Below are 13,758 nucleotides of genomic sequence, written 5' to 3'. Positions count from 1 at the left end.
GAGGCATGGTGTCTGTTCGCGGGCGATGCCGCCACCGGAGACGACCCGCTCTTGCCTCGACGCCTGATCGAATTGCCGCTGCTGCGGAGGCTCAAGCCGGGCCTGCATGTGCATGACGAGGAGGCGTTGAACGCCGAGCCGCCGCTCGATCTGCTCGACGAGGCGATCACGCCGGTCGACGCCTTCTTCATCCGCAACAACGGCGCCTTGCCGGATATTGCGGATGAGAGTGCCTGGACCCTGACGATCGATGGCGAGGTCGAGCGGCCGACGGTTTGGACGCTGCCCGAACTCAAGGATGCCTTCGAGACCGTCACCGTAACGGCCGTTCTGGAATGCGCCGGCAACGGCCGCTCGCAATTCTCCCCGGCGACGGACGGATTGCAGTGGCGGCTGGGGGCGGTCGGCTGCGCGCGCTGGACCGGGGTCAGGCTGGGCGAACTGCTGAGGCATGCGGGCGTGAAGCCGAGCGCCGTCTATACCGGACATCATGCGCCGGATCGGCAGATCGACAAGCCGGAGAGAGCGGCGCTGTCGCGCGGCCTGCCGATCGCCAAGGCGCTGGCTCCGGAGACGCTGATCGCCTTCGCCATGAACGGGGAGCCCTTGCCTCGCCTGCATGGCGGGCCGTTGCGCATCGTCGCGCCGGGCTATCCCGGCTCGGCCTGGCAGAAGTGGCTGAGCGGCATCAGCCTGCGGCCGCAGGAGCATGACGGCGAGAAGATGCGCGGCACCGACTATCGCCTGCCGACGCGGCCTTTGCATCCCGGCGAACCGATCGACCCGAAGGATTTTGCCATCATCACCGACATGCCGGTGAAGTCGCTGCTCACGCGGCCGGCGGCGGGTTTCTGCGTCGCTGCGGGTGAATTGCTTACCATCGCGGGGTTCGCCTGGAGCGGCGCGACGCCTGTCGTGGGGCTCGAACTATCCTGCGATGGCGGCACGAGCTGGACCGAGACGCCACTCCAACAGGGCGAGGGGCCGTTCGCGTGGCGCCGCTTCGAGACGCAGCTCCGGGCGGAGCAGCCGGGGCCGATGACGATCCTCGTCCGCGCCCGCGATGCCGGCGGGCAGCGACAGTCGCTCGAGATGCCCTGGAATCCGCGAGGGTACTGCAACAACCAGGCGCAACGCGTCAGCGGGAGAATCACGGCGGCAGACTGAATGCAGGCCGGAAAGAACATTGGGGTAGGGATGAACCTTTTCCGGTGCTCGCGCGTCTAATCGCCCGAGTCTGCCGTTCGGGGCACGGCTCTGCCGCCTCGGTCACTCCCCCTCCCATCGGCGACCGGGGCGGCTCCCTTTTCGGATCGGCGGACTTCAGGCTGCGAGCAAGGCGCGTCCGTCGCTGGCGTGGCCGGTGGCCAAGACGATCCGCCCGGCCTCGACCTCGCCGACGAAGCGGACCAGCGTGAAATCCTCGGCGCGGCCGGTATTGCCGCGCTCGGTCAGCACCGATAGGGGGCGTCCCATGCGCGCATCGAGATGGCGCTGCTGGGCGACGGCCGCTGCCGCGCGCAGGCGCGCAGCACGCTCGGTCACCATGGAGCCCGGCAGTTGCGGCATGCGCGCGGCCGGCGTGCCGGGTCTCGCGGAATACGGGAAGACGTGGACATAGCTCAGCCCGCAGTCCTCGATCAGCGCCAGCGAGCCGGCGAACATCGCCTCGTCCTCGGTGGGGAAGCCGGCGATCAGGTCGGCTCCGAAGACGAGGTCGGGGCGTAAGGCCCGCATCTCGCCGCAGAAGCGGACGGCATCGCCGCGGCCGTGCCGGCGCTTCATCCGCTTGAGGATGAGGTCGTCGCCATGCTGCAGGGACAGATGCAGATGCGGCATCAGCCGCGCTTCGGTGGCGATCACTTCACGCAAGGCGTCATCGACCTCGATTGCGTCGATCGAGGAGAGACGCAGGCGCGGCAGCTCGGGAAGCTCGCGCAAAATCTGCCCGGCGAGCGCACCGAGTGTCGGCTCGCCAGGGAGCTCACGGCCATAGCTGGTGAGGTCGACGCCGGTCAGCACGATTTCCTGCGCACCGGCTTCGACGAGGCGTCGGCACTGGGCCAGAACGTCAGCTGTCGGGAGCGAGCGCGAATTGCCGCGGCCGAAGGGGATGACGCAGAAGGTGCAGCGGTGGTCGCAGCCGTTCTGCACCTGCACGAAGCCGCGCGTATGCCCGACGAGGCGGCCGGTCGGCGCCGCGCGCAGGGTCGAGCGGGTCATGATGTCGCCCACCGCGAGCTTGTCGCCAGGTTCCGCCGCATGCGTGCCCAGGCTGTTCGAGCGGGCGAGCGCCGCCCAGCTCTCGGGTCTCAGCTTCTCGTCATTGCCGAGGACACGGTCGGTTTCCGGCATTGCCGCGAAGCGGGCAGGCTCGATCTGCGCGGCGCAGCCGGTGACGATCACCGGCCGCTGCGGCTCGTCACGCTTGAGCCGGCGGATGGCCTGCCGGGCCTGGCGCGTCGCCTCGGCGGTGACGGCGCAGGAATTGACGATCGCGATGTCCCTCAGGCCCGCCGCTTCCGCCTGGAGCCTGAGCGCCTCGCTCTCGACGATGTTGAGGCGGCAGCCGAAGGTGACGACCTCAGGAGCACCTCCGCGATTCGAGGAATCGCGGAGGTGCTCCTGATTATTGGTTTGGCGCATTTTCTTCACGCGAACCGGTGTCCACTTCGCTCAAAAATGCTTTGGCGCCATCAGGCCGCGCTCGTGAACAGGGTCGGATCGAGCGTGCCCTCCCATTCGAACTCCGCCGCGCCGGTCATGAGCACATGGCCGTCATTCTCGCGCCATTCGATGGTGAGGTCGCCACCCGGCAGGCTGACCACCGCCTTGCGGGCAGACAGTTCCCGACGCACCGCGGCGACCAGCGCCGCGCAGGCGCCCGAGCCGCAGGCCTGGGTGATGCCGGCGCCGCGCTCCCAGACGCGCAGCACGATATGGTCCGGCGCCTTGACGGCGGCGAGCTCGATATTGGCGCGGTCCGGGAAGATCGGATGGTTCTCCAGCAGCGGGCCGATCTGCGCGAGATTATAGGCGTAGGGGTCGTCGACGAAGAAGATAGCGTGCGGATTGCCCATGTTGACCGCGCAGGGCGTATGCAGGATCGGGGCGTCGATCGGGCCGATCTGCAACTCGAAGCGGCTGGTGTCCTCGAACGGCTCGGCCAGGGGGATCTCGTCCCAGGCCAGGCGCGGCGCGCCCATGTCGACGGTGAAGACCGCTTCGCTCTCGCGCCGGACCGGCAGCAGTCCGGCCTTGGTCTGCAGGGTCAGGCTCGTCCTGGCGGGGTCGCCCATTTGCGGGTCCGCCATCATCGCCCAGCCGACGCAGCGGGTGCCGTTGCCGCAGGCGCCGGCCTCGGTGCCGTCGACATTGTAGATGCGGATGAAGGCGTCGGTGCCCGCCACCTGAGCGTCGTGCAGCACCATGAGCTGGTCGAAGCGGGCGCGCGGCTCGGAGGCGATGGCGCGGGCCTCTTCCGCCGTCACGACGAGCTTCGTGCCGCGCAGGTCGAGCACCGTGATCTGATTGCCGAGCCCGTTCATCTTCAGGAACCGGCGATGCGCCAGAGCGTTCATTTGGTCACACGTCCCATGAATTGCGGGTCTATGACCGAGGTGACGTGAAAAAGCCACCCTCGTACCCGTTCCTGAGAGAAGGTGGACATTCTATGTTCCGCTGCAAGGGCGCGAATCGCGAGATATTCAGGGCCGTGACGATGCGGTATTTTCGGATTTGTGTTCTGGCTTGCGCCGGCTTACTCGGCATTGCGTCGACGGCATGGGCGCAGGCGACGGTCGCCGCGCCCTCTGCGGTCCAGACGGCACCACTGGCGCCACCGCCGAGGGCGACGCCGGTGCAGACGCAATCCGGACCCAACCAGAACCCGCCGGCTGCGGTCCCGGACGCGCAGCCCGGCCCCCAGCCAGTTCAGCCGGCGCCGCCCGCACCGCGCCCGCTGACGCCTCAGCCGGTCCAGCCCGCGCCGACGCCGCAAGTGCCGTTGGAGCCGCAGCCGGTTCAGCCGCCGCCGACCTTGCCGGCGCCTGGCCAGTCGCCGCCGCCCGTTCCGCAGCAGCAGCAGACCGGCGTGCCTGACCCGAATGCGACGCTCGCGGGCAAAGGCGCCGATACCAGCGATGTCGCCGAGGTGACGCTCTCGCCCAAGCCGGTGCTGATGATGTCGGGCCAGGCCAGCTGGGACCAGGGCTTCCAGAAGCTTTCGGACAGCTTCAAGGCGTTGCGTGCCGAGGCGCAGAAGGCGGGCCTCGCCGTCGCGGGGCGGCCGTTGTCACTCTTCGTCGAAACCACGGATGACGGCTTCCGCTTCGAGGCGATGCTCCCGGTGGCCATTCCGTCCGGCGGGCAGGCGCCGGCGCTCGGCGCCGACTTCAAGATGTCGACCTCGCCGGCGGGGGCGGCCCTGCGCTTTCTGCACCAGGCGCCCTACGACGATATCGACTCCACCTACGAGACGATCACCGCTTACCTCGAGGCGAAGAACATCGTCGTCAAGGACGCCTTCCTCGAGGAATATGTCAGCGAGCTTGCCGACCCGGCCGATCCGAACCTCGAGATCAACGTCTACGTCCAGCCGAAATAGGCGGAGGCGTCAGGCGCTCCAGCTCAGTCCGGGGCGCATCGGTCTGAAGCGCTCATTCGGCAGGCCGGCGTCAGCGAGCGCCGCCTCGAGCGCCTGTGGCGGGCGCTCGATGCCCTCGTCGGTGAGCTGGAAAGTGCCCCAATGGTGGCCGATGGCTTCGTCGGCGCCGAGCGCCAGCATGACCTTCACCGCCTCTTCCGGGTTCATGTGGTTGTCCGACATGAACCAGCGTGGCTCGTAGGCGCCGATCGGCAGCACGGCCAGGCGAAACGGACCGTGCTCGCGGCCAAGCCGCTCATAGAGCGAGCCGTCATGATAGCCGGTGTCGCCGACATGGAAGATCTTCGTGCCGGCGGCTGCGAGAATGAAGGATGACCAGAGCGCCATGCGCCGGTCGAAGGCGCCCCGCGCCGACCAGTGATAGGTCGGCACAAGCGTGACGGCCAGCTCGTCCGACAGCGCGACCCGATCAGACCAGTCATACGCTTCGGCGCGGGCATCGGGAATGCGCGCGCGGATGATGGCGTCGTTGCCGAGCGGCATGATCATCCGCGGCCGGTCCCGGCGATTGAGGCGGGCCAGCGTCTCGATGTCGAGATGGTCGTAGTGGTTGTGTGTGATCAATACGACATCGATCGTCGGTAGGTCGTCGAAAGCGACGCCCGGCGCGTTGACGCGCTTCGGCCCCATGAAGCTGAAGGGGCTGGCGCGCTCGGAATAGACCGGGTCGAGCAGGAGGTTGAGCCCGGCGATCTGGTAAAGAAACGAGGCATGGCCGAGATGGACGATGCGCGCCCCGTCGACGCGTGCCGGCGGCTTGTCCTGCGGCGGCGTCTCATAGGCGGCGGGAAAGGGCTCGCGCTCGCGCTTGCCGGTCTGCCAGCGCAGCACGTCGATCAGCCCCTTGCTGACGATGCGCCCGTCGCTGAAGACGAGGCCGTCGAAATGGTCGCTGACCGGCCCCTGGTAATAGGGGTTGCGCGAGCGGGAGATCGCCGCCCAGGCGGCACCCGTCGAAGCCAGCAGCGCGCCGAGCCCGACGAAAGAAAGAAGCTTGCGGCGATCCATAGCCCAAGAGAGGTAGGTCGCGGCGCGGCATCGTCAAGACCGCCGGCGCCGCTGCCTGCCGCCCTCGGCTGTCAGTTGCTGCCGGAGCGGATCGCCACGGTCGCGATGCCGGCGCCGATCAGCAGCGTCCCGCCCGCCTTGTTGAACAGGCCGATCGCGCGAGGATTACGCACCACCGCCCGGGCACGCGAGGCGATCAGCGCGTAACCCATGGCGTTGGCGAAGGCGAGGCCGATGAAGGTCGTCTCGAAGATCAGCATCTGCATCCAGAAATCGGCCTTCGGATCGAGGAACTGCGGCAGGAAGGCGACGAAGAAGGTGATGCTCTTCGGGTTCAGCGCCGTCACCAGCCAGGCATGGCCGAGCATCTTCCAGGCGGGAGCCGCATCCTCGCGCGGCTTGGCGTCGAGCGTGCCGCCGGCGCGGAAGAGCTTGACGCCGAGCCAGATCAGATAGGCTGCGCCGAGCCATTTCAACGCGGTGAAGACTGTCGCCGAGGTGGCCAGCAGCGCGCCGACGCCGAGCATCGACAGCGTCATCGCCGTGAAATCTCCGAGCGCGACCCCCAACGCGATCGGGAAGGCGGTGCGCCAGCCCTGGCCGAGCGCGTAGGAGATGACCAGCAGGATCGTTGGTCCGGGAATGACGAGCAGGACGGCGGTGGCGGCGGCGAAGGCGGCCCAGGCTTCGAAGGTCATGGTGATGGCTCCGTTAAAGACGAGAGCCATCACCAGATGCGTGCCCTTGTAAAGGGGTCAGCGGCCGGGAGGCGGGTTATTGCCGAACCAGACTGCGGGCCCGGGCGCCGCAGCGCCCATTTCCCGCCGGACCTCGGGCTCGGCAGCAACCACAAGCACCCACCAGGCGCGATAGCTCGTCCGCGGATCCTTGGAGAGCGCGATGCCGTAACGGGTGGCGTCCTTCAGCCGCAGATTGGCATCGTGGCCCGGCGATTTGCGCCAGCCGTCGAAGGCTTCCTCCACCGAGAAATAGCCGCCGCCGAGGTTCTCGGCGACACGTGCAGAGTCGAGGCCGGCGGCTTCGACCCGCGTAGCGAAGCTGCCGCCTGCATCATGCGAGAGGGCGTTCTTCGCCACCATCGCATCGGCCTGGCGCTGCGCCATCGCCATCAGCCGCGGGTCGGGACGAACCGGGCCGAGGCCATGGCTGGCGCGATAGGCGTTGAGGATCCGACCCGCCTGGGCCGGATCGAGCGAGACGGCGCTCAGCTTCTCGACCATCCGGGCGTCGAGCGGCCCTTCCCGGCGCGGTTCGCCGGCGCAACCGGCGAGAAACGCGGCGAAAAGCAGGAGGGACAAGGCGGTGGAGCGTTTCATAGCGGCTTCGTCTCGAATCGGACGGGCAGCGATGCCGCCCGATCAGGGCCATTGTTGGGCCAGGGCGTCGTCAGCCGCGAGCGCCGCCGATCACGCGGCAGAAAGCCTTGCGGACGTAGTCTTCCGGTGCGACCTGTCCGGCCTGGACCACGAAGACGGCGTCGACGCGCGTGCCCTTGCCGCTCTTGCGGGCGGTGATCCGCAGCGTCTGCGGCCGACCGGAGCCGGACGTCTCCTGGATCGCGACGACGGCGCTGGTTTGCCTGTCGATCCGCATGTCGGCGAACCCTTCGGCCGAGACGGCGGCGGCGAGATCCTTCAGGACGGCCGCGGGAGGGCGGCTGATGAGATCCCAGGTGCGGTAGCTCAGCCCGGTGACCATCGGCACACCGTCGACCTTGAAATTACTGGCGCAAGGCTGGGCGAGGACCGGTGTGGCGAGCAGGAAAAGCCCGGCAACGGGCAAAAGCGATCTGAAAAGGGAGTTCATGATCTAATCCTTGATGCTGAAATGAAGCCTCGCAGAATTGCGGCAGGGCGTGCGCGGATGCAACCGCAGGTCCCTCCTCGAAGGGGCTTTGTCCCCAAAACTTGACTTTAGCTGCGATCTTCCGCTTTAAGGGCGCCATCCGTTTCGCCGACATCGCCGAAACCACATCCGCCGACCGGGCCGCCTCGCGGCTTCCACGAGCCCGGAGGTCAACGCCCGACAGCGCGATTGCGCCCTCGGGCGCGAAACCGCTTGGCGACGAGGTTGCGGCAGTGACGGTTTCCTGAGGCAGGCAGGCAGGTCCGCATGTTCGGCACGCTGAGCGAAAGACTCTCCGGCATCCTCTCGGGGTTGACCCGCAGGGGTTCGCTGACCGAGGAGGACGTCAACGCCGCCCTCCGCGAGGTGCGCCGCGCGCTGCTCGAGGCGGACGTCGCGCTCGAGGTCGTGCGCTCCTTCACCGACAAGGTGCGCGAGCGTGCGGTCGGTGCCGAGGTGCTGAAATCGGTCACGCCCGGCCAGCAGGTCATCAAGATCGTCAATGACGTCCTGATCGAGACGCTGGGCGGCGAGGGCGAGAGCATCGGCTTCGACGCCGTGCCGCCGGTGCCGATCCTGATGGTGGGTCTGCAGGGCTCGGGCAAGACGACTTCGACCGCCAAGATCGCCAAGCGCCTGACCGACCGGAACAAGAAGAAGGTGCTGATGGCGTCGCTCGACACGCGACGCCCGGCCGCCATGGAACAGCTCGCGGTGCTGGGCACGCAGGTCGGCGTGCAGACGCTGCCGATCGTCGCGGGGCAGTCGGCCGTGCAGATCGCCAAGCGCGCGATCGAAGCGGCACGTCTCGGCGGGTACGACGTCGTCATGCTCGACACCGCCGGCCGCGTCACACTCGACGACACGCTGATGGAAGAGGTCGCGCAGGTGAAGGCCGCGACCGGCCCGCACGAGGTGCTGCTCGTCGCCGACGCGCTGACCGGCCAGGACGCCGTCAATACGGCCCGCGCCTTCGATGCCCGCGTCGGCCTCACCGGCATCGTGCTGACCCGCATGGACGGCGACTCGCGCGGCGGCGCGGCGCTTTCGATGCGCGCCGTCACCGGCAAGCCGATCAAGCTCGTCGGCACCGGCGAGAAGGTCGACGAGCTCGACGACTTCCATCCCTCGCGCGTCGCCAACCGCATCCTCGGCATGGGCGACATCGTCTCGCTCGTCGAGAAGGCGGCCCAGACGGTCGATGCCGACAAGGCGCAGGCGCTGGCGCAGCGGCTGGCCAAGGGCAATTTCGACCTCGACGACCTGCGGATGCAGCTCCAGCAGATGGAGAAGATGGGCGGCTTCGGCGGTGTGATGGGCTTGCTGCCTGGCATGGCGCAGATGAAGAACCAGCTTGCCGCCGCCAAGGTCGACGACAAGATGATCGCCCGCCAGGTCGCGATCATCAACTCGATGACCCCGGCCGAGCGCAAGAACCCCGACCTGCTCAAGAACAGCCGCAAGAAGCGCATCGCCGCCGGCTCGGGCACCTCGCCCGAGGCGATCAACAAGCTGCTCAAGATGCATCGCGGCATGGCCGACATGATGAAGGCGATGCGCAAGCAGAAGGGCGGCATGCTCGGCAAGCTCGGCGGCATGTTCGGACTCGGGGGCGGCCTGCCGGCGGGCATGCCCGATCCTTCCAAGATGGACCCGGCCCAGCTGGCTGAGTTGCAGAAGCAGCTCGGCGCGGGCGGTGGCCTGCCCTCGATGCCGGCGGGCGGCTTCCCCGGCCTGCCGAAGGGCGTGACCCCGCCGGCCGGCATGATGCCGAAGCTGCCTGGCCTCGGCGGCGGTGGGCTGCCCGGTTTGGGTGGACCGTTCGGAGGCAAGAAGAAATGAGCGACTCGATCAGCGCCAAGGCGATGCTCGAGAAATTCTGGGCGATCCAGGCCAAGCTCAAGGCCGCCCAGATCGACCATTCCCTGGTCGTCTACCGGTTCGACGCGATTTCGATCGCAGCGACCGTGCCGGGAGAGAGGTGGGAGATCGACATTCTCGAAGACGGACGTCTCGATTTCGAGATTTTTAAGTCGACGCCGATGCAAGGAGAGGCGGAGCTGGAAGCAGCGATCGCCGAAATGAAACGACTGAACGAAGCATAAGGAAGAAGACCCATGTCCCTCAAGATCCGCCTGACCCGCGGCGGCGCCAAGAAGCGCCCCTACTACCGTATCGTCGTCGCGGACTCGCGCTCGCCGCGCGACGGCCGTTTCATCGAGAAGATCGGCTCCTATGACCCGATGAAGCCGAAGGATTCGGCCGAGCGCGTCGTGCTCGACACCGAGAAGGTCCAGGCCTGGCTCGCCAAGGGCGCCCAGCCGACCGACCGCGTCCTGCGCTTCCTCGACGCTGCCGGCCTCGCCAAGCGCGCTGCCCGCAACAACCCGAAGAAGGCTGAGCCCGGCGACAAGGCCAAGGAGCGCGCTGCCGCCAAGGCCGAGAAGGCCGCCGCTCCGGCTGCCGAAGAAGCCGCCGCCGAGTGAGCTCGAGGGCTCGCACGTCATTCCCGGATGGAGCACGGCTCCGATCCGGGAACCTCTCGATGGAGATGCCCGGGCTCAGCCCCGGGCATGACGTGTTGGCATGAGCGACCTTGTCCTGCTCGGCATCGTCGGCGCGCCGCATGGCGTGCGTGGCGAGATCAGGATCAAGACCTTCACCGGCGATCCCCTCGCGATCGCCGGCTATGGCCCATTGACCGACGGCAAGGGCCGCAGCTTCGAGATCACCGATATCCGCCCGGCCAAGGAGGTCGTCGTCGTCCGGCTCAAGGGCGTGGCGACGCGCGAGGCCGCCGAGGCGCTGAACGGGACCGAACTCTTCGTCGCCCGCGACAAGCTCTCGGCGGATGCGGATGAAGACGAGTTCCTGCATGCCGACCTGATCGGCTGCAGCGTGGTCGGCCCTGATGGAGCGGTGCTCGGCGCCGTCACGGCGGTTGAGAACTACGGGGCCGGCGACCTGCTCGACATCGAGACGCCGGATGGGCGCTCCGTCCTTATGCCGTTTACGAAGGCGTTCGCGCCGCGCATCGACATCGCTGCGCGCCGGATCGAGGCCGAGCCACCCCTGGGACTGTTCGAGCCGGACGATGGTCGCAAAGATGATGCCGAGCGATAGGCCCGCCCGCGCGCTGATCTTCGACATGGACGGCACCATCGTCGACAACATGCGTTTCCATGACGATGCCTGGGAGAGCTGGCACGTCGCCAATGAACTGCCCTTCGACCGCGAAACCTTTTCGGCGCGCACGGCCGGCATGGCGCTGGCCGAGATCGTTGGACCGTACTTTCCGCACGCCACGGCCGACGAGATCGCCGCGATGGGCGATGCCAAGGAAGCGCTCTACCGCGAGGCCTATCGCCCGCATGTCGCTGCGACGGCCGGCCTGCTCGAGCTGATGGCGCGTGCGGACGCGGCTGGGGTGCCGATGGCGGTCGGCACAGCCGCGCCGCCTGACAATATCGAGGTTGTCCTCGACACGCTCGGCCTGCGCCAGCGCTTCGCGACGATCGTTTCGCCGAGCCAGGGTTTTCGCGGCAAGCCGCATCCCGACATGTTCCTCGCCGCGGCCGAGCGGATGAAGGTCGATCCCGCCGATTGCATCGTCTTCGAGGATGCGCCGCTCGGCGTCGAGGCGGCGCGCCGCGCCGGCATGCGGGCCGTCGCTTTGCTCACCCTGCTCGGCCCCGAGGGCTTCGCGTCTTACGCCAACCTGATCGCCTCGGTTCCGGACTTCACGGCGCTGGACGGTTTGTCGGCGCTGCGGTTTGCTTGAAGGCATGCCCTTCCGCGCTTCGATCCTGACGCTCTATCCGGAAATGTTTCCGGGGCCACTCGGCGTCTCGCTCGCGGGCGAGGGGTTGCGCAAGGGGCTTTGGTCCCTCGACACCCATCAGATCCGCGAGCACGGCATCGGCCGGCATCGCAATGTCGACGACAATCCGGCCGGCGGCGGCGCAGGCATGGTGCTGCGCTGTGACGTGCTGGCGGCAGCGATCGATGCTGCCGTGCCGGCGGATGACGAGCGCCCGCGTCTGCTGATGTCGCCGCGCGGACGGCCGCTCAAGCAGGAAAAGGTCCGCGATTGGGCTGAGGGCCCCGGCCTCGTCATCGTCTGCGGACGCTTCGAGGGCGTCGACGAGCGGGTGATCGAGGGGCGCAACCTGATCGAGGTCTCGATCGGAGACTACATCCTCTCCGGCGGCGAGATGGCGGCGCTGACCCTGCTCGACGCCTGCGTGCGCCTGATACCCGGCGTGATGGGCAAGGTTGCATCCGGCGAGGACGAGAGCTTTGAGAACGGGCTGCTCGAATACCCGCATTACACGCGACCGCGCGAATGGGAGGGCCGGGGCCTGCCCGAGGCGCTGCTCTCCGGCGACCACGCCCGCATCGCGAAATGGCGGAGGGCTGAGGCCGAGAGGATCACACGGGAGAGGCGGCCGGACCTGCTCGCCAACCGCGATCAGGGGTAGGCCATCACCGGCAGCTTCTCGGCCAGCCAGCCGCCCGGCCCGAGCATGCCGCCCCGCACGCCTGCGAGTTCACGCCAGCCACGTCCGGCGAGCTTCTGCGCGACGGCGATCGCCTGCGCGCCGGTCCGGTCGATCAGGACGATGCGCTTGCCGGGATGGTCGAGGCGCAAGCCCGCCAGCCTGACATCGAAGGCGGTCGCATCGACATCGAGCGGCACGGCGCCTTGCGGCAGGCCGGTATCGGCCCATTCGGCCGCGCTGCGGATGTCGACGAGAATGATCTCTCCCGACCGCGCTGCTTCATACGCTTCGCGCACGGAGAGGGACGCAGGCGCCTGCCCGAAAACGACAGAGGCCGGGAGCATGAAGCTCCCGGCCAGAATAGTCCGGCGCGTTGCGGCGCCCTTGGTCATCGTGCTTAGCGCAGCTCGGCGCAGAAGCGCTGGATGCGGCGGCAGGCCTCTTCCAGCTTCTCGTCCGAGGTCGCGTAGGAGATGCGGAAGTTGGGACCGAGGCCGAAGGACGAGCCGTGCACGGCGGCGACGGCCTCCGCTTCGAGCAGGCCCATGACGAGGTCCTCGTCCGTCTCGACCTTTTTGCCGTTCGGCATGGTCTTGCCGATCAGGGCGGAGCAATCGGGATAGACGTAGAACGCGCCTTCCGGCACCGGGCACTTCAGGCCGCGGGTCTGGTTCAGCATCGAGACCACGAGGTCGCGGCGGCGCTCGAAGGCCTTCTTGAAGACCGGAATGTGCTCCTGCGTTCCGTCGAGGGCCTCGACCGCGGCCCATTGCGAGATCGCCGAGGTGCCCGAGGTCTGCTGGCCCTGGACGAGGTCCATGGCGTTCATCAGCTGCTGCGGGCCGGCCGCGTAGCCGATGCGCCAGCCGGTCATGGCGTAGGACTTCGAGACGCCGTTCATGGTCAGCGTGCGCTCGTAGAGGGCGGGCTCGACCTGCGCCGGAGTGACGAAGGTGAAGTCGCCGTAGACGAGGTGCTCGTACATGTCGTCGGTCAGGACCCAGACATGCGGATGGCGCATCAGCACATCCGTGAGCTTCTTCATCTCGGCATGGCTGTAGGCGGCGCCCGAGGGGTTCGATGGCGAGTTCAGGATCACCCACTTGGTCTTCGGGGTGATCGCCTTCTCGAGGTCCTCAGGCTGCAGCTTGAAGTCGTTCTTGAGATAGGTCTCGGCATAGGTCGGGGTGCCGCCGCAGAGCGCGACCATCTCGGGGTAGCTGACCCAGTAGGGCGAGACGCAGATCACCTCGTCGCCCGGGTTCAGCGTGGCGAGCAGGGCGTTGTAGATGACGTGCTTGCCGCCGGTCGAGACGATCGTCTGGCTCGGCTTGTAGTCGAGGCCGTTCTCGCGCTTGAACTTGCGGGCGACGGCCTCGCGCAGTTGCGGAATGCCGGAGACGGGGGTGTACTTGGTCTCGCCGCGGCGAATGGCGGCGATGGCCGCTTCCTTGATATTGTCCGGGGTGTCGAAATCGGGCTCGCCGACGGAGAGCGAGATCACGTCCTTGCCCTGGGCTTTGAGATCCCGGGCCTTCTGCGTGATCGTGATGGTCGCCGAGGGCTTCACGCGCTTCAGGGCATCGGCAAGAAAGGCCATGGGACTGGTCTCCGGGGGAGCGGACGGGACGCGCCGTGCTTTTTGGCGCGCGCGTGGTTTATGACTCGCGGGCAATGATCGCAAGCGCAACTGCTTGATGTTTTGCAGAAGCGTCA

The 13,758-nt window shown here is 67.7% G+C and carries 16 protein-coding genes; 8 read left to right on the top strand and 8 right to left on the bottom strand.

What is annotated here, in order from left to right; genetic code table 11:
- Positions 1-51: 51 nt before the first annotated feature.
- Positions 52-1,167, top strand: coding sequence for a sulfite oxidase (locus BGO20_RS15990; protein WP_291660239.1), 1,116 nt, complete (start codon positions 52-54; stop codon positions 1,165-1,167).
- Between the two features lie 156 nt (positions 1,168-1,323).
- On the opposite strand, the gene mtaB is transcribed toward BGO20_RS15990, so the two are convergent.
- Positions 1,324-2,646 carry a tRNA (N(6)-L-threonylcarbamoyladenosine(37)-C(2))-methylthiotransferase MtaB gene (mtaB, locus tag BGO20_RS15985; protein ID WP_291660241.1) on the bottom strand — a complete coding sequence of 441 codons (1,323 nt, stop codon included), beginning with the start codon at positions 2,644-2,646 and terminating at the stop codon, positions 1,324-1,326.
- Positions 2,647-2,696: 50 nt separating this feature from the next.
- Positions 2,697-3,581: a diaminopimelate epimerase gene (dapF, locus tag BGO20_RS15980; RefSeq protein ID WP_291660243.1), complete on the bottom strand. Its 885-nt coding sequence runs from the start codon at positions 3,579-3,581 to the stop codon at positions 2,697-2,699.
- 512 nt (positions 3,582-4,093) lie between these two features.
- Here dapF and BGO20_RS15975 point away from each other — a divergent pair.
- Positions 4,094-4,606 carry a GyrI-like domain-containing protein gene (locus tag BGO20_RS15975; RefSeq protein ID WP_291660245.1) on the top strand — a complete coding sequence of 171 codons (513 nt, stop codon included), beginning with the start codon at positions 4,094-4,096 and terminating at the stop codon, positions 4,604-4,606.
- 9 nt (positions 4,607-4,615) lie between these two features.
- Here BGO20_RS15975 and BGO20_RS15970 read toward each other — a convergent pair whose 3' ends face one another.
- The 4 genes from BGO20_RS15970 to BGO20_RS15955 all read right to left on the bottom strand — a co-directional run bounded on the left by BGO20_RS15970 (position 4,616) and on the right by BGO20_RS15955 (position 7,501).
- Positions 4,616-5,674: an MBL fold metallo-hydrolase gene (locus BGO20_RS15970; protein ID WP_291660247.1), complete on the bottom strand. Its 1,059-nt coding sequence runs from the start codon at positions 5,672-5,674 to the stop codon at positions 4,616-4,618.
- A 71-nt stretch (positions 5,675-5,745) separates the two neighbouring features.
- The gene (locus tag BGO20_RS15965) at positions 5,746-6,372 is read right to left on the bottom strand and encodes a LysE family translocator (protein ID WP_291660249.1); all 627 of its coding nucleotides are present in this window, start codon (positions 6,370-6,372) and stop codon (positions 5,746-5,748) included.
- A 57-nt stretch (positions 6,373-6,429) separates the two neighbouring features.
- Positions 6,430-7,011, bottom strand: coding sequence for a CAP domain-containing protein (locus BGO20_RS15960; protein ID WP_291660250.1), 582 nt, complete (start codon positions 7,009-7,011; stop codon positions 6,430-6,432).
- A gap of 70 nt (positions 7,012-7,081) precedes the next feature.
- Positions 7,082-7,501, bottom strand: coding sequence for a hypothetical protein (locus BGO20_RS15955; RefSeq protein WP_291660251.1), 420 nt, complete (start codon positions 7,499-7,501; stop codon positions 7,082-7,084).
- 306 nt (positions 7,502-7,807) lie between these two features.
- Here BGO20_RS15955 and ffh point away from each other — a divergent pair, with 306 nt between their 5' ends.
- The 6 genes from ffh (at position 7,808) to trmD (ending at position 12,021) form a co-directional block, all read left to right on the top strand.
- The gene (gene ffh, locus BGO20_RS15950; protein WP_291660252.1) at positions 7,808-9,382 is read left to right on the top strand and encodes a signal recognition particle protein; all 1,575 of its coding nucleotides are present in this window, start codon (positions 7,808-7,810) and stop codon (positions 9,380-9,382) included.
- Complete coding sequence (locus tag BGO20_RS15945) at positions 9,379-9,645, top strand: hypothetical protein (protein WP_291660253.1); 267 nt, start codon at positions 9,379-9,381, stop codon at positions 9,643-9,645. Before ffh ends, BGO20_RS15945 begins: the two co-directional genes overlap by 4 nt.
- Before the next feature lie 12 nt (positions 9,646-9,657).
- Complete coding sequence (gene rpsP, locus BGO20_RS15940; RefSeq protein ID WP_291660254.1) at positions 9,658-10,026, top strand: 30S ribosomal protein S16; 369 nt, start codon at positions 9,658-9,660, stop codon at positions 10,024-10,026.
- A gap of 100 nt (positions 10,027-10,126) precedes the next feature.
- Complete coding sequence (rimM, locus tag BGO20_RS15935; RefSeq protein WP_291660255.1) at positions 10,127-10,663, top strand: ribosome maturation factor RimM; 537 nt, start codon at positions 10,127-10,129, stop codon at positions 10,661-10,663.
- Positions 10,647-11,321 (top strand): HAD family hydrolase, encoded by a 675-nt coding sequence (locus BGO20_RS15930; RefSeq protein WP_291660256.1) that lies wholly within the window; start codon positions 10,647-10,649, stop codon positions 11,319-11,321. Before rimM ends, BGO20_RS15930 begins: the two co-directional genes overlap by 17 nt.
- 4 nt (positions 11,322-11,325) lie before the next feature.
- A complete protein-coding gene (gene trmD / locus BGO20_RS15925) occupies positions 11,326-12,021 on the top strand; it encodes a tRNA (guanosine(37)-N1)-methyltransferase TrmD (protein ID WP_291660258.1) in 696 nt (231 codons plus the stop codon).
- Here the strand turns inward: trmD and BGO20_RS15920 are convergent.
- Together BGO20_RS15920 and BGO20_RS15915 are read right to left on the bottom strand one after the other, a co-directional pair.
- Entirely contained in the window at positions 12,012-12,386 is a 375-nt protein-coding gene (locus BGO20_RS15920) for a rhodanese-like domain-containing protein (RefSeq protein WP_291660259.1), read from the bottom strand. The genes trmD and BGO20_RS15920 overlap by 10 nt on opposite strands.
- Positions 12,387-12,439: 53 nt before the next feature.
- Positions 12,440-13,642: a pyridoxal phosphate-dependent aminotransferase gene (locus tag BGO20_RS15915; RefSeq protein WP_291660261.1), complete on the bottom strand. Its 1,203-nt coding sequence runs from the start codon at positions 13,640-13,642 to the stop codon at positions 12,440-12,442.
- Between the last annotated feature and the right edge of the window lie 116 nt (positions 13,643-13,758).

Origin of the sequence: Allobosea sp. 67-29, from assembly GCF_001898115.1 — a bacterium.
GTDB lineage: Bacteria > Pseudomonadota > Alphaproteobacteria > Rhizobiales > Beijerinckiaceae > Allobosea.
Note: the sequence above shows the minus strand (reverse complement) of the source record. Positions and strands in the feature narration are given on the sequence as shown.

Bases quoted from the DNA above. Each gene is read 5' to 3' on its own strand.
- BGO20_RS15965 (WP_291660249.1), bottom strand. From the start codon at position 6,372: ATGACCTTCGAAGCCTGGGCCGCCTTCGCCGCCGCCACCGCCGTCCTG.
- mtaB (WP_291660241.1), bottom strand. From the start codon at position 2,646: ATGCGCCAAACCAATAATCAGGAGCACCTCCGCGATTCCTCGAATCGC.
- BGO20_RS15970 (WP_291660247.1), bottom strand. From the start codon at position 5,674: ATGGATCGCCGCAAGCTTCTTTCTTTCGTCGGGCTCGGCGCGCTGCTG.
- BGO20_RS15960 (WP_291660250.1), bottom strand. From the start codon at position 7,011: ATGAAACGCTCCACCGCCTTGTCCCTCCTGCTTTTCGCCGCGTTTCTC.
- ffh (WP_291660252.1), top strand. From the start codon at position 7,808: ATGTTCGGCACGCTGAGCGAAAGACTCTCCGGCATCCTCTCGGGGTTG.
- rimM (WP_291660255.1), top strand. From the start codon at position 10,127: ATGAGCGACCTTGTCCTGCTCGGCATCGTCGGCGCGCCGCATGGCGTG.
- rpsP (WP_291660254.1), top strand. From the start codon at position 9,658: ATGTCCCTCAAGATCCGCCTGACCCGCGGCGGCGCCAAGAAGCGCCCC.
- BGO20_RS15930 (WP_291660256.1), top strand. From the start codon at position 10,647: ATGATGCCGAGCGATAGGCCCGCCCGCGCGCTGATCTTCGACATGGAC.
- BGO20_RS15955 (WP_291660251.1), bottom strand. From the start codon at position 7,501: ATGAACTCCCTTTTCAGATCGCTTTTGCCCGTTGCCGGGCTTTTCCTG.
- trmD (WP_291660258.1), top strand. From the start codon at position 11,326: ATGCCCTTCCGCGCTTCGATCCTGACGCTCTATCCGGAAATGTTTCCG.
- dapF (WP_291660243.1), bottom strand. From the start codon at position 3,581: ATGAACGCTCTGGCGCATCGCCGGTTCCTGAAGATGAACGGGCTCGGC.
- BGO20_RS15915 (WP_291660261.1), bottom strand. From the start codon at position 13,642: ATGGCCTTTCTTGCCGATGCCCTGAAGCGCGTGAAGCCCTCGGCGACC.
- BGO20_RS15920 (WP_291660259.1), bottom strand. From the start codon at position 12,386: ATGCTCCCGGCCTCTGTCGTTTTCGGGCAGGCGCCTGCGTCCCTCTCC.
- BGO20_RS15945 (WP_291660253.1), top strand. From the start codon at position 9,379: ATGAGCGACTCGATCAGCGCCAAGGCGATGCTCGAGAAATTCTGGGCG.